This is a genomic window from Nocardia transvalensis (assembly GCF_015477765.1).
GTDB lineage: Bacteria > Actinomycetota > Actinomycetes > Mycobacteriales > Mycobacteriaceae > Nocardia > Nocardia transvalensis_A.
Window position 1 is genome coordinate 54,606 of record NZ_JADLQQ010000002.1, and the last position, 19,824, is coordinate 74,429.

Consider the following 19,824-nt stretch of genomic DNA (forward strand, 5'->3'; position numbering starts at 1 on the left):
CGCAGTGCCACAGTAATCGGGAGGTGTCTCAACCCATGGGAGAGTCGACGTCAGCACGAGGACGGGTCATACAGTCATGGTCGAAACAGGGTGTGCAATCGCCACCGCGAATGGTCGGCGGTAAGGGTTGCCGGTTCTTCGACGCCGCGGGGCGGTCCTATCTCGACTTCGGCTCCCAACTCGTCAACGCCAATCTGGGGCACAGCCGCACGGAGATCCAGGAGGCAGTGCAGCAGCAGGTGGCCACGATGGCGACGATCGGCCGCCCGTGGGATGTCGAGATCGTCGAGGAGTTGGCGAATCGGCTGGCCGAGGTCACTCCGGGCGACCTCAACTCGTTCTTCTTCGCCTGCAGCGGAACCGAGGCGAACGAGGCCGCGATCCGGTTGGCGCGGGCATACACCGGCCGGAACAAGGTCATCGCGCGCTACCGGTCGTACCACGGCAGCACGACAGGTGCCCTCACGCTGACAGGTGAGCCGCGCCGGTGGGTCGGGGAGCCTGGGATGCCGGGCGTCGTCCGCATGCTGGACCCTTACACCTACCGCTGCCCGGCCGGGCATCCCACGCCCTGCCCGGTGTGCTCGGGCGCACCCCATCTGCGGGAACTGCTCCGGTACGAGGGCGCCGAGAACGTGGCGGCGGTGATCATCGAGCCCGTCACCGGCATCAACGGCGTGATCGTCCCGCCCGACGGATATCTGCAGGCGATCCGCGAGGTGTGCACCGAACACGGGATTCTGCTGATCCTCGATGAGGTGATGACCGGGTTCGGACGCACCGGAGCCTGGTTCGCCTGCGACCGGTGGGGCGTCGTGCCCGACATCATCACCTGCGCAAAGGGTTTGACCGCCGGTTATCTGCCGCTGGCGGCGGTCGCCGTGAGCGACCGGCTTTCCCCATGGCTGCAGGATTCGATGTTCCCGTACGGGTTGACCCACAGTGCCCATCCCGTGGCCTGCGCGGCGGCCGTGGCCGCGCTGGGCGTCTATCGGAAGGAGCGGCTGGTCGAACGCTCGAACCAACTGGGTGCTCTGATCGGGGCGGGGCTGCGCGAGTTGGCCGAACGGCATCCGTCGATCGGGGATATCCGAGGAAGCGGATGTTTTTGGGGGATCGAACTGGTCACCGACCGCGAGAGCAAGGAGCCCCTCGTCCCGTTCAACCCCGACGCCGCGGCCGCCGAGCCGATGCGGAGGGTGACGGCCGAGGCATTCGGCAAGGGCCTGTATCTGCTCACCCACTGGAACATCGTCCTGGTGTGCCCGCCGCTGATCATCGATGAGGCGGAGCTGCAGGAGGGACTGGCCCTGTTGGACGAAACCCTGTCCATTGCCGATGAATACGTCCTCGGCAAGGGATGAGCGGAAGAGAATCCCCTATGGCAGGCAGAGTCTCGATCTGTGAGCTCGTCGCGAAGACGGCGGCGGACCGGCCGCGGGACTGCGCGGTGAAGGTTCGCGGCTTCACCGCCGCCACGAGCGACGAGATCACCTGGAACGACCTCGTGACCCGGGCGCATGCGCGGGCCGAGGCATACCGGCAGGGCGGCCTGCGCGCGGGCGATGTCGCCGCGGTCGCACTGCCGCCGGGCATCGGCCACGTCGTGGCGACGCTGGCGCTGTGGGAGGCGGGCGCCGTCGTCGTCCCGGTGGACCACCGATGGTCGGAGGCGGCGAAATCGGATGTCGTGGACCGATATCCACGGGGCTGGGTTGTCGAAGGAGCCGACCGGGGCCTGGTGTCCTGTCACCGGCGGGAGGATCCGGTTCCGGGGCTGGCCGAGCTGCTGGCGGACGCAATGCCCAGGTCGGTGTCGCTGTCGGGAGGAACGACCGGCGTCCCCAAACTCGTCGTCAGGAACCGGCCGTGGGCATACGACACGTCCGGACCGCTCAGCGGCCTGGAACGCGAGCGGGGGATGACCTACGGCCAGACCCAGATCGTCGGACTCCCGCTCTACCACGCGGGTTTCGGAGCGCTCTATCACGGACTCGCACTGGGCCACCGCATCGTCATCCCGGGCAACGCCTCTCCGAAGCTGTTCCTGGAGTTGCTGAGGTCCGAGCAGGTGGAGGTCCTCCGGACCGTGCCCGCGCAGATGGGCACCCTCCTCCAAGCGTGCGGCATGGACAGCCGCTGGTTCTCCTCGCTGCGACTGGTCGTGCACACCGCAGCCGGATGCCCGGACGCGGTGAAACGCCGGTGGCTGGAGCTGGTCGAGCCGACCAGGGTGTACGAGGAATACGGCAGCGTCGAACGCATCGGCGTCCTCAGCATCCGCGGCGACGAGTGGCTCCGCCATCCCGGGTCGGTCGGACGTCCGGCCCACTGTTCGGTGCGGATCTTGGACGATTTCGGCGAGGAGGTCGCCGCCGGGAGCACGGGCGAGCTGTTCATGACCGACGAGAATGCCCGGCAGCCGCTGTATATCGGCTCGGGACCGAAGTTGGCGGAGGCCGACGGGCATTACAGCGTCGGTGATCTCGCATACATGGATGCCGACGGCTACGTGACCCTGGTGGGGCGCAAGGACGACGCCATCAACGTGGGCGGTGTCAAGGTCTTTCCCCGGGACATCGAGAGGGTCCTGGAACGCCACGCTGCCGTGCGCGATATCCGTATCCGCCCCATGCCCGATCCCCGGCTCGGGCAGGTCGTGCACGCCGAGGTCAGCCTGCACCGCGGAGACGAAGCGCAGATCCTGGCCGAGCTGTGGCGCAGCTGCCGCGCCGAGCTGACGAGAGCCCAGACGCCTCGAGTGATCGAGATCGTGGACGATGTGCACCGGACCGCCGCCGGCAAGCTGCGGAGATGGGACTAGGAGACTGGCTGTGCAGGAACGGGTTTGGGCCGTGGTCGGGCGGGTGTGCGGCACCGGCTACACCGAATCGGCCGCGAACTTCTACGAACTCGGCGGTGACTCGCTGCTCGCCGACCAGCTGATGTCCGCACTACGGGCGGAGTTCGGTGCCGGGCTTCCTATGACCATGCTCTTCGAGGCGCCCGATATGGGAACCTTCGTCGAGGACGTGTGTCAGCATGGAGGGTCGTAGCGCCCGTCGACGGCGGTCCATCCGCCGTCGACGCTCAGCATCGTCCCGGTGACGAAGCTGGAGGCGTCGGCCGCCAAAAAGGCGACGGCCCCGGCGATTTCGCTCGGCTCGGCCCACCGGCCCAGTGCGCTCTTGGACGCGTAGGCGGCCCGCCACTCCGGCACCGTGAAGATCGAGTCGGTCAGCGGAGTCCGGACGACCCCGGGTGCGACCGCGTTCACCCGCACTCCGGAAGGACCGAATTCCGCAGCGGCTCCGCGGATCAGCTGCACCAGGGCCGCCTTCGATGCCGCGTACACGGCCTGCCCGGGTTCCACGGTGACCGCCCGGATCGACGACAGGCCCACGATGGAACCGGCGCCCCGGGCGACCATTCCCTTGCCGAATGCGCGAATGATGTGGAAGGCCGCGCGCAGGTTCAGGTCGAGAACGGCGTCGAATTCCTCTATGGCGTAGTCGAATACGCGCTTGCGGACATTCCTCCCGGTCGTGAAGACGAGCACGTCCAGCTCGGGCAGCGCATGGGCGGCCGCATCGACGGCCTCGGCATCGCGCGCATCCACCTGCAGGGCAACGGCGGGCGCCCCGGCTCGCTGTGCGGTCTCCTCCGCCTTCGCGGCGTCGATATCCGCGCACACCACCTCCGCGCCGAGTGCCGCGAGGGCGAGCGCCGATTCGCGGCCGATGCCGCTGCCCGCGCCGATCACGAGGGCACGTTTCCCGTCCAGCCGAAACAGCGCCCGATAGTCGGCAGCAACGGAATTGGCGTCCGGCTCCGCAGTCATCACTACGTCCTAACTTTCTCTGTGCAGCGGGTACGGCAGCGTGACCGTCTTGATGGTGCTCATCTCCCGAATCGAATAGGGGATGCCCTCGCGGCCGATGCCGCTGGACTTGACGCCGCCGAACGGGATGTGCGGCGAGTCGAAATGCGGTCCCGCGTTGAGATTGACGGCACCGACCCGCAGGGCCGCAGCGATGGCGGAGAATTCGGCCACGTCGGAGGTGACCACTCCGGCCTGCAACCCGTACCGGGTCCCGTTGGCGACCCTGATCGCCTCCGCCATGTCCGGCACCCGGATCACCGGTGCCACCGGACCGAACGTCTCCTCGATCACCAACTCGGCATCGGGTGGCACATGATCGAGGACGGCGGGCGTGACGAGCGGACCGCGCCGATCCCCGCCGTGCAGAAGTTTCGCGCCGGAGGCGACCGCGTCGGCGATGCGCCGCTCCACCGTGACTGCCGCCTCCTCGCTGATGAGCGGGCCGACCTCGGTTGCCGGATCGAGTGGATCGCCCGCCCGCTTGCGGCGGGTCTGCTCGACCAGCCCGGCGACCAGGTCGTCGGCCACCGCGCCCACGGCGATCACGCGCTTGATTCCCCGGCAGGACTGCCCGGCAGTGGCGAAGGCGCCCTGGGCCGCCAACTGCACCGCAAGTCCCAGGTCGGCATCGGGCAGCACGATGAGGGGATCGTTTCCACCCAACTCCAGCAACACCTTCTTGCCTGCGGCCGCTGCGGCCACTCTCCGTCCCGTGCTCACCGAGCCGGTGAAGGTGATCATGTCGATGTCCGGGTGACCGGCGAGCGCCGGGCCGATCACTGCGGGCTCGCCCGTCGTGACGACCAGATGCTCGGGCGGGAGCCCGGCCTCGAGCATGATGTCGGCGAAGGCCAGGGCGGTGAGGGGAGTCTTCTCCGAGGGTTTCAGCACGACCGCACAGCCAGCGGCCACGGCGGGCGCCACCTTCACGACGACCTGGTTGAGCGGCCGGTTGAACGGCGTGATCGCCGCCACGACCCCGATCGGCTCGAAGTTGGTGAGCGCCAGCCGATCCTGGCCCGGCACCGGGATGCTTTCGCCGCGCAGCCGCTCGGCCTCGGTCGCGGCGACGACGAGGTTGGTCGCGGCGCGTTCGGTCTCCCGCAGGGTCTCGCCGATGCAGACGCCGGATTCCCGCGAGATCAGGTCGGCCAGATCCCCGGATCGTTCTCGGATCAGGGCCGCGGCCCTGTGCAGGATCGCTGCCCGCCGGTCCGGTCGCAGCGGTCGCCAGGAGGCTCGGACTCCCCTTACCGCCTCGTCCACGTGAGGGACGGTGTCGCGCGCCACCAGGCCGACGGTCTCCCCGGTCCAGGGGTTGCGCACCGCGAGTTGCTCGGAGGAGGGGTGTAATGCGCCGTCACGAAACATGATCGGGTCCTGTCACGAAAGCCTGGAACCGCCGTGCCACCTCCGACGGATGAACCGTGGGTCGGCCCAACCCGGCGGTCGAGCCCGGCCGGATCGTCAGGTAGACGAACGTCGGCCCGGGCTCGATCTGCGCGGCTTTCAGGGCGTCGGTGAAGTCGCCGAGATCGGCACAGTCGTACACGCGGGCATATCCGCAGGCACTCGCCAAGGCAGGGAAGTCGACCTGCGCTGCCAGGCTCTGCTGGCCTCCCGTGGAGTCGTGGACCCTGTTGTCCAGCAGGACATGGACCAGGTTGGGTCCGGCGTGGGCACCGACGGTTGCCAGCGTGCCCAGCCGCATGAGTGCCGCGCCGTCGCCGTCGATCACGACGACAGGGCGGTGGGTGTGCCGTGCGACCCCGAGCCCCACGGCGCTGGCCGATCCCATCGCACCGACCACGTAGAAGTGCTGCGGCCGATCGGATATCACGTATAGCTCACGGCTGGTCTTCCCCGTGGTGGACACCACCGCAGCCGCATCGGCGAGGGATCCGAGCAGGCACTCCAGCGCCCCCAGCCGGGTCGGCGCATCCCGGTTCTTGCCGGACCGCGTGACCGTGGGAACGACCGGGGGAGACGGTGGCGGCTCCTCGAGCCGCTGGGGAGCCAGCGTGCCGTTTCGAAGAACGAAGGCGAAAGGCTGTTGCTCGCGGTCCATTTCGGCCCAGCCGGTATCCAGGCATTCGGCGAGTTCGGCGGTCTCGGCGGGTATCACCGCATACCCGACTCGCAGGAGGTCCAGCAGTTCGGGCGTTATCGCCCCCATCAGCTCGTGTTGCGGCTCGTCCGGGAATCCCGGTTCCCCGCGGCGGCTGATGATCAGAGGAACGGGGATGCGGCTGGGGTGGGTGAGCGAGGTGAGCGGGTTGACCATATTGCCGAGGCCCGAATTCTGTCCGATGACACATGCTGTGGCACCGGCCAGCCAGCAGCCCGCGGCGATCGCGACCGCCTCGCCCTCGTGGGTCACCGGGAGATAGCGCGCGGCCGAGCCGGACGCCGCCCTGTTGATCAGTGGGGTCAGGTAGGAGCACGGCACGCCGACGACGTCGACCACGCCGCGGGCGACGAGCCCGCCGAGCAGATCGTCGGCGTCGATCACGAATCCTCCCACTTCTGTGCCAGCGAGGTGTAGTGCGCCTCATCGGTTTCCAGGTCCTGATAGCCCATGAGGTCGAACAATTCCTGCAGGGAGGCGATGGTCGGCTCCACGGCGGCCGCGCCGTCGCGGCGCAGCGACCGGCAGGCCTGCCGCATGGCGGCCACCGAGGCCCGCATGGCGTGGTTGGCCCAGATCACCGCGGCGATACCGAGTTCGGCGAACTTCTCGGTGGGGACCGAGTGGTAGGTGGTGGGCGCGATCACCAACGGCAGCCGGGTACCCCACTGATCGGTGAACTCGGCGATCTCATCGATGGTGTGCCGACGCGAATGGATGAAGATGGCGTCGGCACCGGCTTGCCGATACGCCTCGGCGCGACGGAGCGCCTCGGCCATCCCGGCACCGGCGATCAGCGCCTCGACCCGTGCCACGATCACGAACTCGGCGTCGACCTTGTCCCTGCAGGCCGCGATTTTCGCGCACAACTCCCCGATCGGTGCCAAGGGGTGGCGGTCTCCGAAGTAGGAGTTCATCTTGGGGAAGACCTTGTCCTCCAGGCAGATTCCCGCCGCGCCGATCTGCTCGGCCCGCGCGGCGAATCGCCGTGCGGTGTTGAAACTGCCGTAGCCGGTATCGGCATCGACGAGGACGGGCAGGCCGCTGCCCCCGACCACCCTGGCGGCGAGATCCAGCAGTTCCCCCCAGGACACCTCGTCGTTGTCACGAGCTCCCAGGACGGTCGACATGCACAGGCCCGACGCCCAGATGCCGGGGAATCCGGCGTCGGCCGCGATGCGGGCGCTCAGGCCGTCGTGCGCCCCCATGAGGTAGGCCGGCTCGGGTTCGGCGAGAAGCCTGCGCAACCGCGTACCGGCGGCACTGTCGGCCGCTGATCCTGTTCGGACAGGGAGGTTCTCTCTCACGCGCACTGCCTCTCTACGCATCAGGTCACTCTGCCTTCGGCGGGTGGGGGACCGCCGGCCAGGACACCGGCGACTCCCTCGGCGATCCGTCGTCGGCAACTGCGCTCGGATTCGACCGAGAGAAAGGCGCGGTGGGCCGACACCACCACGTCGTCGCGGGTCAGCAGCTTCCGGGCCGTCGGATCGTCGTTGGGGTCCTCGGGCGTGAACACGTCCGAGGCGAAACCGCCGAGCCGGCCCGCCTCGAGCGCTTCGAGTACGGCGGCCGTGTCGACCAGCCGACCCCTGGCGGTGTTGACGAGGAGGGCACCCGGCCGCACATCGGCCAGTGCGGCGGCATCGACGAGCCGGTCGGTCTCGTCGGTCAGCGCCGCGTGGATGACGACCGCGTCTGCGGTGGCGAACAATTCGGCCAGATCCGTAGCGGCCGTGACGCCGTATCCGGCCATGAGGTCGGCCGACACATAAGGGTCGTAGGCGATGATTCTCCGGTAGAACGCCTGCAGTTTCCGGGCGGTCGCCCGGCCGATGCGGCCGAACCCGATGATTCCGGCGGTACCTGCCGCCGTCCGCCGTGGCACCCCACCGGCGTGGATATTCCACCGGCGGTCCTTGACGAGGCGGTCCTGGGTGCAGACCTTGCGTTCCGACGCCAGCAACAGGGCCAGGGTGTGGGTGCTGACTTCGTCGACGCAATAGTCGGGCACATTGAAGGAGACGATGCCCGCTTCGGCCAGCAGCGGGGCGTTGAGATTATCGATGCCGACACCGCTGCGGGCGATGACCCGGCAGGTCGGCCCGACCGCCTCGAGGAGGTCGGGGGTGACCTGACAACGATAGATCACCAGGGCGTCGGCACCGCGCACATGATCGTGAAAAGCCGGACCCTGCACCAGGTATCGGCCGTCGAACAACCCCAGGCGCAGGTCGATGTCGCTGCCGAATGCCGCACGCTCGATATCGGCGCGGGCGGGATCCGGCTGCCCTCGGTCGTTCAGGGCCCAGGCGGGATCGGTGTAGACGACGCGCAATCTTCCCTCCGATGGTGACGCGAGGCGGTGCTCACGAGTCGTAACCCCAGCCGCGGCCGTCTCTGCGGCCACGCCGCACGGTGGCCGCCGCGGCATAGGTGTTGGTGAGCTCGTACAGGTCGAGGTAGCCGAGATGTCGTCCGGAACCCAGCTTGATCAACGCACCCTCGCCGGACCACCGATGTGTCACGAACGGTGCCACCCAGGCCGACGCGTCGACGCCCAGCTCGGTCCGTCCCTCCCGCCCGTCGGCGCGGGCCCAGTGCAGAGTGGGTGATCCAGCGGTGACGAGATAGTGGGTTTCGGCCGGTTCGGACAGGATTCCGCCGGTGTCACCGGTTACGCGCATGAACAGTCCGGTGAGATCGGGTAGGTGGGGTGCGGAGGCCATCGATGTGACCTGGTAGCCCTGGAAGGTCCGTATCTCCCGGCGACACTGTTCGATGTTCTTGAAGGTCTTGCCCACGGGGTCGTGCCTGGTCGCGGGCCGCATCAGCAGTCGGTAGTCGAACCCGAGCCTCGTTCCCAGCTCACGCAACAGCTCGACCGAGCCCTCGTCGATGGCGGCGACGAGATCGAAGTCGCTCACGCCCAGACTTGTTGCGGCCGAGGCGATGGTGTGCCCGCGGCGTGCCAGCAGCAGGTTGGCCACCTTCTGTGGGGTCGAGCTTTCGCCGAGCCATCCGAGCATTGCGCTCGCCGCGGGATCCGACCAGTCGTTGATGTCTTCCAGGAGTCCCGCGAGCGCGGATCGACCGGTGTAGGACACGATTCGGGCCGGGTCGGTACCGGCCAGCGAGTAGCTGTGCGGACAATAGGACGGCTCGACATAGGAGTCGCCGACGATCCACTCGTCCTCACCGGAGTTGGTTTCGATCACCTGCCAGGTGGCATCGCCGAGCTCCGCGCCCCATCGCCCGTGAATATCACCGGGGCCGAGATTGATGGTGATGGCGGGCTCGAGATGCCCGTTGTTCAGCGCGGGTACTCGGTCGGCGGGGCACAGGATATCGAGTATGACCGGCGCGACCGCGCCCGGCGGTGCCGCCATGGTGTAGTAGTTGTAGAAATGAATGCCGTCGCGCTGAATGGGCCGCCGGGTGTCGCGCAGGTCCTCGGCGGTGCGGACCAGCACGGTCAGATCGCAGCGGCCGCTGGAGACCAGCTGCTCGGGCGTGACCTGCAATGCCAGCGCCACCGCGTCGGCGATGTCGTCGGGCCACTCGTCGTCGCTCGGAGCCAACAACTTCGTGAGTTGTTCGTGGTCCAGGCCGACGGCCGCTGCTATCTGCCCGGTGGTCATCTTCCTGACGTTGAGCCAGTGGACGACCTTGTAGTTGTCAACGCGCATAATCGGTCTCCGCGATCCCGGCCAACAGGCGTGTCAGGGCCTGCGCATCCACTCGGCGGGGGTTGTTGCCCGCGCGGTCGTAAGCGAGTGCTTCCGTGGCGATCCGCGGCGCGTCGTGGCGAATGTCGGGGGGCGAGGGCAGTGCGGGCGACATCGCGAGCGCCTCGATCTTTCGAGCCAGCGCCTCGACGCCGTCCACGCCTGCGGCCTGCACCACACGCGCGATAGCGTCGCGGACCCGCAGGGCCCCGCGCGGGTCGGTGCAGTCGTCGCCGACGAGTGCGTTGTACCTGAGCACCGGCGCCAGCGTGAGCCCGCAGGCATGCCCGTGGCTCAGCCCGTGGCGCAGGGTCAGGGGATACGACATCGCATGGCACACAGTGGTTCCCGCAATGGCGATCGCCCGTCCGGCCAGGTGCCCGGCGAGCAGAGCGGCACGGCGCTGCGCTGATCCCAAGCCGTGATGCGGCCGGTCCAGCAGCTCGGCCAACAGGGTCCACGCCGTCGTTCCCAGCCATTCGGACTGCTCGTCGGCCCGGATCGACCACGCGCCTTCCAAGCCCTGCGCGAGGGTGTCCAGAAGGCAACTGAGGAGCTGGGATTCGGGAAGTCCGACCAGCAGATCCGGGTCCAGAATCGCCGTCATCGGCCGCAGGGCGGATCCCCGGAAGGACAGTTTACGGCCCCGATCCTTGTGCCAGATCGTGGCGAATGGTGTTGCCTCAGCACCGGTTCCGGGGGTCGTGGGCACGGCGATGACCGGCGGAGCGGCCTCGGCGCGGGCCCCTTCCTCGCACGTCCGCACCACCAGTTCGGGCGTGGGATGGGGATCGACCGACAGCGCCGCGGCGGCCTTACCGACATCCATGACGCTGCCGCCGCCCACCGTGACGACCACGTCGGCTCGATGAGCCCGCACCTGGCGAGCCAGCACAGCCACGGACTCGGGGGTCGGCAGGCCCGATCGGACCACGATGTGGAGCCGAAACGCTCCCAGCGCGGCCAGTAGGGGTTCGGACCAGCTACGGAAAGCGAAGCCACCACCGGCTACCAAGAGCACGCGCGGGGCCGCCGTGCCCGCCGCGGCGGCCACGACCTCGGCGACGACCTCGGCGGCCCGCACTCCGGCCATCGTGCGAGGCGAGTCCAGCAGCACGGTGCCGACGCGCACATCGGTGGCATCCATCGACCACCTGCCTTCATCGAAAGAACGAGATCCTAACGGTACCCTAGGCTCGGTTAGTATCAGGGCTTGTTGTCCCATCAGTCGTGCACGAACTTCCCAGTCGTGCACGAACTTCCGGAGGCCGGTTTCATGGAGTCTCACGAACTCGCAGGGCACCCAGGTGTGACGGATGACCATGGCTACCGCGAGCAGGTTTCACGAAACCGGTTGAGATTCGCGACAATTGCGCAGTCCTACGCCGAGGGGCAGGGCAGGCGCCTCGACGCGGAACTGCTGGCCCGGATGATCCGCCCGTTGAACGTGGAGCATGTCCTCGACGTGGCCACCGGAACCGCCGCCGCGGCGGCCGTGGCGGCGCAGGCGGGTCCGCGCACGACGATCGTCGGCGTCGACTCGTCGGTGGAGATGCTCCGTCAGGCGCGCGCGGGCGGCGGTGGGAGCGCGGTGCGGCTGGTCGTCGCCCTCGTCGAGGAGTTGCCTTTCGCGGCAGGCGCATTCGATCTCGTCATGTGCACGCGGGCGCTGCACCACATCCAGCGCCCTGATATCGCCGTAGCCGAAATGGCGCGGGTGGTACGGCCCGGCGGTCACCTCATCGTCGCGGACAACGTCACGGGCCTCTCCGGTGACGCACACAGCCGGGTCGAGGAGATACAGCGAGTCCGGGACCCGGGGCACGCATCGACGTTGTCGGAGAGCCGGATCGTGGAGCTCCTGCGCGACAACTCCTTGGAGGTGGTCGAATGCCACAGGACCACCAGCTACCGGCCGCTGCAGCAGTGGCTCGACGACGGCGGCGCAGGACCGCAGGAGGCTGCCGAGGTGCGGCGAAAGGTGAAGGCGCTCGGGCCGATCGACGACGGCGGCAGCTTCGGGACGACCTTCGTCGCCGAGGCGGGCGAGGTCGTCGGGCTGCGGCAGGCGATGTCGTGGATCAGGGCGGAACGGCGCAGTGGGCGTCGTAGCATTGTTGGACGCTGACCCCCGGGGGGAAACGTGGATATCGCTTCACTGGACGCCGTGATCGACGAGCAGGAACTCATCGAGTTCACGCAGAACCTCGTGCGGACCCACTCCCTGCAGCAGGAGGGCAGAGGTGAGCGCGCCGTTGCCGCCTTCCTGCTCACCAAGGTCAGGGAATGGGGTTGGGACGCAGAGTTCTTCGACTCCGATGGCCGCCCCAACATCGTGGTGACCCTGGCCGGAGGCGGCGGAGCGGGACCGACCCTGGCCTTCGAAGGCCATATGGACGTGGTGACCGAGGGCGATCCCGACCAGTGGACCGTCGACCCCTACGGCGGCGAGATCCACGACGGGAAGCTCTACGGACGCGGCGCCGCCGACATGAAATCGGGTGTCGCCGCAATGCTTTACGGGACGCGGGCATTGCAACTGTCGGGTCCTTTTCCCGGCCGTATCCGCCTCCTGCTGCTGGCCGACGAAGAGGGGATGATGACGGGGGCCAAGGCGGCGGTGTCCCAAGGGTTCGTCCGCGATGTCGACGGGGTGATCTGCTGCGAACCCGAAGGCGACGAGGTGTGCCCGACGTCGAAGGGCGCTATGCGGCTGAGGGCCGATTTCACCGGAGTGATGAGCCACGGCGCCATGCCGTGGCAGGGCCGGAACACGCTACCCGCCATGGCCCGTGCGGTCCTCGGCCTGGAAGAACTCGAAAGCAAGCTGGTGGGGGAGGTGGGTGCCCGGCCGCCGCTCGGTGCCCCCTCCATCACTCCCACGGTGGCGCAGGCGGGAACCCCGGACCAGATGAACACGATTTCCGGGACGAGCTCGCTGTTCCTGGATATTCGCACCGTCCCCGGAGTGGATCACGAGACGCTGCTGAAACGGGTCGGCGAATGCGTGGACACCGCCGCCCGCGGCTGTGGGATCGAATCGACCGTCACCGTGATCGACGACCGTCCCTGGGTCGAAACAGGTACGGACACACCACTGGTCACCGCGTTGATCAGAGCCCACGAGACTGTCAACGGTGTCCCACCCCGCCTCGGCGCGGTGCCCGGCACCACCGACGGCACCATCCTGACCTGTCGCGGAAATGTCCCGAGCGTCGTATACGGACCCGGGGGAAAGTGGATCGCGCACATGGCCGACGAGTACGTGGCGGTGCGCGACCTGAAACGCTATGCGCTGACGTATGCGGTTGCGGCACAGTACTTCCTGCGCGAAGGCCCGTGATGGTGAGCCTGCCGGACGCCGCGGAGACGGGCCGGACCGTGCTGCCGTTGACCCCGGGGCAGCATCTGCTGGACTTCCTGGAATCGATCCGCCCCGGCGGGGCGGCGGAGGCGTTCAATATCTCCTTCCGGCTCACCGTCGACGGGCCGCTCGACCGGAACCGGCTGTTCGGGGCCGTCGCCCGCAGCGTCGAACGGCATGAGGCGCTGCGCACCGCCGTGGTCCGCGGCCGCGGAATGGCCGAGCAGGTCATCGGTTCCGACACCGAACCCGAGACGACAGTGGAGCGTGTGCCACCGGCATCGCCGGGGAGTTCATGGGCCGAGCCGGGTATCGAAGAGGTGCTGGTCGAGTACAACAACGCGCCCTTCGACCTGACGCGTCCGCCGTTGGTGCGGGTGCTGCTGCTCGAGAACGAATCGGACGAGCGGCGCCTGCTGCAGGTGACGGTCCACCACAGCGTGGCCGACGCGTGGTCGCTGGAGGTGCTGAAACGCGATATCGGGCGGTTCTACCGCTCGGCCGCCGGTCTCGAACCGGACCCCGCGCCACCCGAGGTGCACTACGGGCAGCTCGTGCGCGAGGAACTGGCCGCGCTGGAGTCCCCGGAGGCGTGCGCGGCGCGCGCTTTCTGGCCGGACTACGTGGGTTCCCTCGAGGTTTTGCAGATAGCCGGGAAGAACGCGGGACAGTGGCAGGACCGGGCGATCACGTGCCGGGGTGATCGTGGATTGAAGCCCTCGGAAAGCGCGGCGGTGCGAACCTTGGCGGGCAGGCTCCGTGCGACTCCGTTCATGGTGATCGCCGCGGCCTATGGACTCACCGTGGGACATCTCGGTGGCTGCGACGCATACCTCCTGCCGACGTTCACCCATGGCCGCAGGGATCCGCGGTTCCACGAGTCGGTGGCCATGCTCTTCAATCCCTTTGTGATCAAGTTCCATTGGTCGCCGGAGATGTCGTTCGCGGATCTCGTCGCCTCCTTCAAGCAGAACTGCCTGATGGCCTACCGTTTCCAGTGGTATCCCTTCATCGAGGTACTCGAGATCTGCCCGGAGCTGTCGGTCGCGCTCATCGACCCGAACAGCGCCCTTTTCCCCGTGCAGATGCTGAATGTCCCGAAGGTCCCGGTCGGTGAGGCACTTTTCGGCCCCGATTGCGTCGCCGCGGAGTACGCCCTCCACAGGACATCGATGGGAAATGTGCTTCCGATCGACGGCATGCTCACGATCAAGGGAACGCAGGAGGCGATGGCCATGACATTCAATGCGGCACGGCGGTTGTGGAACGATGAACTGGCGTCGGCCATGTGCGCGACGGTCGTCGACGTCTGTGTCGAGGCCTCGGGGAATCCCGGCATCGCTCTTCGACAGTTGGTCGGCACCATAGACCGCCGCTTCCACGGGACCCTGTGGAGCGCGTGATGGATTCGTCGAGAGTCGCCGTCGTAGACGGTGCGAACGGGTACGTCGCCAGCAATACGATCTGCGAGATGCTCAGACGGGGGATCCGCGTGAGAGCGCTCGCCCGAGGGGCGCGGACGCGAGTCTTCGAGGCGATCGGGTCGGCGACGCTGAACGACGGGCAGATACCACCGACGGTCACGGACCTCGAGACGTTCGACTGCGAACTGACCCAGGAGTGTTTGGGGATCGACGATTTCGTCGCTGCCACGCTCTTCTCGGAACCCTGCGACTTCTGGCATTTCGCCGCCGCGGTCGATCTGTCGCCCAACCGGCCGGGCTTGCTCGAGGACGTGAACACCAGAGGAACCGAACGGGCGCTGCGGTTGTTCGTCCGGCACAGCCGACCGGGGTCGAGGTTCTTTCTGATCAGCACGGCCTATGTCGGTGGCGTATCGGATACGCCAACCGAGGAGAAATGGGTGCCTGTTACCGACGGCACGCGGTTCCGGACGGTATACGAGGCGACCAAATGCGCAGGGGAACTGGTCTTCCGCGATTTCGTGCGAGAGCACGGCGTCGACGGTGCAGTGTTCAGGCTGGGACAGGTGGTGGGCTCGTCCAAGACCGGCCACACCACGTCGGATTTCGGCATCTACAACTTCATGTCGGGTATGAAGCGTGTGGCCCGGCGGTTTCCCGGAGGGGCCGCGGCAGTGCAAGTGGCCGAGGGGGCGACGCTCAACCTCGTGCCCATCGATACGTGTGTCGAGTGGCTGCTGGCGCTGGCCGAGGTCGATGAGCTGCCGCGCATTGTCAACCTGACCGACCGGATCGGTGTTCCGGCGGGGGACACGATCAGGCTGGTCGGCAACGGGCTCGGGATGACGCTGCGCCCCGTTCGCCCGGAAGACTGGGACGACGGCAGGCTTTCGGTGCTCGACAGGGCCGTGGCCGCGCGCCTGACGTACACCGGGAAATACCTGCTGGAAAAGATCGAGTTCGATCGTCGCAATCTGGAGTCGGTGCTTCGCGTTCCGGACGAGGTGTGCGACCTGGATCTGGTGGAACGACTGATCAGCTGGTACCTGAAATAGGAGACAGTGTCACGAATCTCGGGTCACGCCGGTTCAACTCTGTGATCGCATCGCCGACCCGAGGAGTGAGACGTGACCCATCGCATCGTCGTGCTGGGAGCCGGATACGCCGGGCTCAACACCGCTGTTCGCGCCGCCTGCCTGCTGCACCGCCACGATGCCCGAGTGACCCTGGTCAACCGCAGCGACCGTTTCATCGAGCGCATCCGGTTGCATCAGCTGGCGGCCGGGCAGGAACTGTCCGATCGGCCGCTGGCACGGTTGCTGGACGGTTCCGGTGTCGAACTGGTGGTGGGGACCGTGACCGAACTCGATCCGGCGGGTCGTCGGGTGCGTGTGGACGGTCCGGCGCGCCTGCTCGGCTACGACACGCTGGTGTACGCACTGGGGAGCGGGGCGGATCTGGATGCGGTGCCGGGAGTGCGCGAGCACGCATATTCGCTGGCCGAACCGGATCGCGCGCGGCGCTTGCGCGACCGGCTGCGGGAACTACCCGCCGGTGCGGTCGTCGTGGTGGTCGGCGGCGGGCTCACCGGAATCGAGGCGGCCACCGAACTCGCCGAAGCGTATCCGCGGTTGCGGGTCGAGATGACGACCGCAGCGCCGGTCGGTGGCTGGCTGTCGCCGCGTGCGCGGCGGCATCTCCGCGGATCGCTGGACCGGCTGGGCGTTGCCGTCCGGGAGGGTCGCATCGCGAAAGTCGGTGCCCGCGAACTGCTCTTCGACGACGGATCCCGCACGGACGCCGACCTGATCGTGTGGGCCGCCGGTTTCCGGGTGCCCGCCCTGGCCGCCGAGGCCGGGCTGGCCGTCGACACCGTCGGCCGGATGATCGTCGACGACCGGCTACGGTCGATCTCGCATCCCGACGTCTATGGTGTCGGCGACGCCGCCGCGGCTCCCACCCCGGGCGGCACCGAGACCCGCATGTCCTGCCAGACCGCGATGCAGATGGCACCCTATGTGGCACAGGAGATTACGCGAACGCTGCGGGGCCGCCCGTCGAAACCCGTTGCCATCCGCTATATCTGGCAGAACATCAGCCTGGGCCGCCACGACGGGGTCACCCAGTTCACCCGCGCCGACGACAGCCCGCGCGGCGCCGTCCTGACCGGCCGCGCCTCGGCCCGCTTCAAGGAGCTGATCTCGCGCAGCGCGGTGTGGCTGGTCCGGCGCTGAGATGCGGTCACCGGTTCGCACATGGCACGCTGCGGTGATGCGGTCGCAGACGTTGGCGCAGTTCCAAGCTCACCGGGCCCGGCTGTTCGGGCTGGCGTATCGGCTGCTCGGCGACGCCGTCGAGGCCGAGGACGTGGTGCAGGACGCCTACCTCAAGTGGGATGCGCGCGCCGCCGCCGACGAACCGGTGCAGATCCCACAGGCATGGCTGACCAAGGTGGTGACCAATCTGTGCCTGAACCGGCTGGCCTCGGCGCGCATGAGCCGCGAGCAGTACATCGGCCCGTGGCTGCCCACTCCGGTGCTCACCGCCGACGACGCGCTGGGCCCGCTGGAGACCGTCGAGCAGCGCGAAACCGTCACCCTGGCCATGCTCACGCTGCTGGAGCGCCTCACCCCGCCCGAGCGCGCGGTGTTCGTCCTGCGCGAGGCATTCGACTACCGCTACCGCGACATCGCCGAGTTGCTCGACCGCGACGAAGCCCATGTGCGGCAACTGTATCGGCGGGCCCGCACCCATCTGGGGCAGCGGCACAAACGATTCAGCGCCGATCCCGCCCGCCACGCCGAGATCGTCGCGCGCTTCTTCGCCGCCGCGGTCCGTGGCGAGGTGACGGCGTTGGAGGAGTTGCTCGCGGACGAGGTCGTCGCCTGGGCCGACGGCGGCGGCCGAATAGCGATGGCGCGCCGCCCGATCCGCGGCCGCCCCCACGTCACCCGCTACTTCGCCGCCCTGGCCAGCAACCCCCGCGCGGCCGGTATCACCCTGACCATCGGTGCGGTCAACGGCCAACCCGCTGCCCTGGCCTACCGAGACGACGCACTGCTCGCCGTCGTCTGCGTGGACGTGGCCGACGACCACATCACGGCGCTCTACTCGATCGCCAACCCCGACAAACTCGCCTTCGCCGCCACCCAGCCGCGCACCGATCTCCCCTGCCAGGGCGGCCGGCCGAGGTGACAATGGTGGCCATGCGGGCGTGGCGGGCCGTGGTGCTTGCGACCGCGCGGGTGGGCATCGGAGTCGTCGTGGTCGGCGCACTGTTCACCAACCCGCAGAGTCTCTGCTGGTAGCCGGGCGGGAATATTTGTCCAAGACACCGGCACCGGAGTCGGCAATGGTAGAGGCATGCGCAGCTACGAATCCGGTTCCGCCCCGGCGGATCGCGATGCCGAGAACGGCTGGGAGGTCGCCCACCTCCTCGGCGGCAGGTCTGTCGACGGCGTCCGGATGGCCGGGTACCGCGACCGCGGCGCCGCCGGACTGGATCTGCAGGTGCTCCCGCAGCCTGCCGTGATCGTCATCATCGGGCTCGGGGACGACCCGTTGACGGTCGAGGGCTCCGGTGGGCGGCGGCCTCTGCGAAGCTTCGTCGCCGCCCTGTCGCCCGGCGCTTCCCGCATCCGCGGCACGTATGTCGAGTGCATCGAAATGCGCCTGTCGCCCATGGCCGCCTATGCGCTGCTGGGAGTCTCCCCGCGCGAATTGGACGGGGCCGTCACCGATCTCGAACAGTTGTGGGGGCGGGACGAGCGACGGCTGAGCGAGCAGCTGACCGACGCCACGACGTGGCAGCAACGCCTCACGCTGGTGGACGAGTTCCTCGTGCAGCGAGCCGCGCAGGGACCGTCGATGGCGCCCGAGGTGGCCGCCGCCTGGGACAGCATCCTGGCCCACCGCGGCCGGATCGGCATCGGTGACCTCGCCGCATCCTGCGGGTGGAGCCGAAAACGGCTGTGGTCCAGATTCACTGCTCAGATCGGCCTCACGCCCAAGCGCGCCGCGATGCTGGTCCGCTTCGACCACGCCGCCCGAGCGCTCAGCGCCGGTGAGAACGCCGCCGACGTCGCCCTGGCCTGCGGATACGTCGACCAGCCGCACCTGCATCGGGACGTGCTGGCCTTCGCTGGATGCACGCCGCGAGCCTTGGCCGGTAGGGCGACGTCCGCCCGATGAACACCCAAATGAACAAAGGAAGGAACACACCTGTGACGAGCACCGATGCCCGAGCGGCGGAAGAGGCCGACTACAGCCTGATCGTTCGGCTCGCTTTCGGCAGCATGGCCGCGCAAACCCTGCGTGCGGCAATCCGATTGAGGGTGGTCGAGCTGATCGGCGACCGGCAACGCCAGGCCGCCGAGGTGGCCGCCGACGCCGCAGCCGCGCCCCAGCCGATGACCCGGCTGCTGCGCGCCCTGACCGCTCTCGGCCTGCTGACCGAACATGCACCGGACACCTTCTCCGTGACCCCCGCGGGCGCACTGCTCGACCCGCACCGCCCCGACTCGCTCGCCTCGTTCGTGCGGATGTTCACCGAGCCCGCGCTGATCCGCGCCTGGGAGCACCTGGACGACAGCATCCGCACCGGCGACGTCGCATTCGATGCCGTCTTCGGCACGGACTTCTTCGGTTACCTGTCCGAACACCCCGAGTTGTCGGCGGAGTTCAATGCGGCCATGAGCCAGGCCGTCGCAGGGGCCGCCGCCGTGCTGCCGCACGCCTTCGACTTCGGCCGGTTCGCCTCGGTCACGGACGTGGGCGGCGGCGACGGAACACTGCTGGCGGCCGTGCTCGACGCGCATCCGCGTGTCACCGGTGTGGTCTACGACACGGCGGAGGGCCTGGCCCGGGCACCGGAAACGCTGGAGCGGCACGGGCTTTCGGAACGCTGCGTACCGGTCGCCGGGGACTTCTTCCGATCGGTCCCCGAGGGCTCGCAGGTCTATCTGATCAAAAGCGTCCTGCACGACTGGGCGGACGAACAGGTGGTCACGATCCTGAGCCACTGCCGCGCGGTGCTGCCGCCCGGCGGCCGCGTGCTGATCGTGGAGCCCGTACTTCCCGAAGTCGTCGACACCACCGCCGAAGCCCACGCCACCGACAACGGAATCACCTATCTGAGCGACCTCAACATGCTGGTGAACCTGGGTGGTAGAGAGCGCACGCGCAAGGACTTCGAGGACGTGTGCCGCCGCGCGGGCCTGTCGGTCACCTCGGTCACTCCGCTCCCGGAGGCCGCACCGTACTTCCTCATCGAGGCCGTGGCGAACTGACCGTTCGAG

Annotated in this window: 18 protein-coding genes; 11 read left to right on the top strand and 7 right to left on the bottom strand. The window is 68.3% G+C overall.

The genetic code is table 11. From position 1 onward, the window contains the following. The first annotated feature begins 35 nt into the window (after positions 1–35). From IU452_RS04190 to IU452_RS04200, 3 genes are read left to right on the top strand one after another with little or no spacing between them, the layout of a single operon-like run. Positions 36–1,364: an aminotransferase class III-fold pyridoxal phosphate-dependent enzyme gene (locus IU452_RS04190; RefSeq protein ID WP_195107571.1), complete on the top strand. Its 1,329-nt coding sequence runs from the start codon at positions 36–38 to the stop codon at positions 1,362–1,364. 17 nt (positions 1,365–1,381) lie between these two features. Further along, on the top strand, positions 1,382–2,824 hold the full coding sequence (locus tag IU452_RS04195) for a class I adenylate-forming enzyme family protein (RefSeq protein WP_195107572.1): 1,443 nt from the start codon (positions 1,382–1,384) through the stop codon (positions 2,822–2,824). 10 nt (positions 2,825–2,834) lie between these two features. Beyond that, the gene (locus IU452_RS04200; RefSeq protein ID WP_195107573.1) at positions 2,835–3,056 is read left to right on the top strand and encodes a phosphopantetheine-binding protein; all 222 of its coding nucleotides are present in this window, start codon (positions 2,835–2,837) and stop codon (positions 3,054–3,056) included. On the opposite strand, the gene IU452_RS04205 is transcribed toward IU452_RS04200, so the two are convergent. From IU452_RS04205 to IU452_RS04235, 7 genes are read right to left on the bottom strand one after another with little or no spacing between them, the layout of a single operon-like run. Further along, positions 3,038–3,841 carry an SDR family NAD(P)-dependent oxidoreductase gene (locus IU452_RS04205; RefSeq protein WP_195107574.1) on the bottom strand — a complete coding sequence of 268 codons (804 nt, stop codon included), beginning with the start codon at positions 3,839–3,841 and terminating at the stop codon, positions 3,038–3,040. The two genes, IU452_RS04200 and IU452_RS04205, sit on opposite strands and share 19 nt — an antisense overlap. 9 nt (positions 3,842–3,850) lie before the next feature. Further along, the gene (locus IU452_RS04210) at positions 3,851–5,254 is read right to left on the bottom strand and encodes an aldehyde dehydrogenase family protein (RefSeq protein WP_195107575.1); all 1,404 of its coding nucleotides are present in this window, start codon (positions 5,252–5,254) and stop codon (positions 3,851–3,853) included. Beyond that, complete coding sequence (aepY, locus tag IU452_RS04215; RefSeq protein WP_195107576.1) at positions 5,244–6,395, bottom strand: phosphonopyruvate decarboxylase; 1,152 nt, start codon at positions 6,393–6,395, stop codon at positions 5,244–5,246. The genes IU452_RS04210 and aepY overlap by 11 nt, the downstream gene beginning before the upstream one ends. After that, positions 6,392–7,318, bottom strand: coding sequence for an isocitrate lyase/phosphoenolpyruvate mutase family protein (locus IU452_RS04220; protein ID WP_324192433.1), 927 nt, complete (start codon positions 7,316–7,318; stop codon positions 6,392–6,394). Before IU452_RS04220 ends, aepY begins: the two co-directional genes overlap by 4 nt. Before the next feature lie 20 nt (positions 7,319–7,338). Next, entirely contained in the window at positions 7,339–8,349 is a 1,011-nt protein-coding gene (locus tag IU452_RS04225) for a C-terminal binding protein (protein ID WP_195107578.1), read from the bottom strand. Positions 8,350–8,380: 31 nt separating this feature from the next. After that, entirely contained in the window at positions 8,381–9,700 is a 1,320-nt protein-coding gene (locus tag IU452_RS04230; protein ID WP_195107579.1) for a histidine kinase, read from the bottom strand. Further along, the gene (locus IU452_RS04235; RefSeq protein ID WP_195107580.1) at positions 9,690–10,886 is read right to left on the bottom strand and encodes a phosphonoacetaldehyde reductase; all 1,197 of its coding nucleotides are present in this window, start codon (positions 10,884–10,886) and stop codon (positions 9,690–9,692) included. The genes IU452_RS04230 and IU452_RS04235 overlap by 11 nt, the downstream gene beginning before the upstream one ends. 162 nt (positions 10,887–11,048) lie before the next feature. Here IU452_RS04235 and IU452_RS04240 point away from each other — a divergent pair, with 162 nt between their 5' ends. From IU452_RS04240 to IU452_RS04275, 8 genes are all read left to right on the top strand, one after another. Beyond that, a complete protein-coding gene (locus tag IU452_RS04240; RefSeq protein WP_195107581.1) occupies positions 11,049–11,867 on the top strand; it encodes a class I SAM-dependent methyltransferase in 819 nt (272 codons plus the stop codon). A 15-nt stretch (positions 11,868–11,882) separates the two neighbouring features. Beyond that, a complete protein-coding gene (locus tag IU452_RS04245; protein ID WP_195107582.1) occupies positions 11,883–13,082 on the top strand; it encodes a M20 family metallopeptidase in 1,200 nt (399 codons plus the stop codon). Positions 13,083–13,084: 2 nt separating this feature from the next. Next, complete coding sequence (locus IU452_RS04250) at positions 13,085–14,506, top strand: condensation domain-containing protein (protein ID WP_195107583.1); 1,422 nt, start codon at positions 13,085–13,087, stop codon at positions 14,504–14,506. Further along, entirely contained in the window at positions 14,506–15,582 is a 1,077-nt protein-coding gene (locus tag IU452_RS04255) for an SDR family oxidoreductase (RefSeq protein ID WP_267467466.1), read from the top strand. Before IU452_RS04250 ends, IU452_RS04255 begins: the two co-directional genes overlap by 1 nt. 72 nt (positions 15,583–15,654) lie before the next feature. Next, complete coding sequence (locus IU452_RS04260) at positions 15,655–16,761, top strand: NAD(P)/FAD-dependent oxidoreductase (protein WP_195107585.1); 1,107 nt, start codon at positions 15,655–15,657, stop codon at positions 16,759–16,761. Positions 16,762–16,798: 37 nt separating this feature from the next. Next, positions 16,799–17,722 carry an RNA polymerase sigma-70 factor gene (locus tag IU452_RS04265; protein WP_195107586.1) on the top strand — a complete coding sequence of 308 codons (924 nt, stop codon included), beginning with the start codon at positions 16,799–16,801 and terminating at the stop codon, positions 17,720–17,722. A gap of 168 nt (positions 17,723–17,890) precedes the next feature. Next, positions 17,891–18,718: a helix-turn-helix domain-containing protein gene (locus tag IU452_RS04270; RefSeq protein ID WP_195107587.1), complete on the top strand. Its 828-nt coding sequence runs from the start codon at positions 17,891–17,893 to the stop codon at positions 18,716–18,718. 32 nt (positions 18,719–18,750) lie between these two features. Then, positions 18,751–19,815: a methyltransferase gene (locus tag IU452_RS04275; protein ID WP_195107588.1), complete on the top strand. Its 1,065-nt coding sequence runs from the start codon at positions 18,751–18,753 to the stop codon at positions 19,813–19,815. Positions 19,816–19,824: the final 9 nt, after the last annotated feature.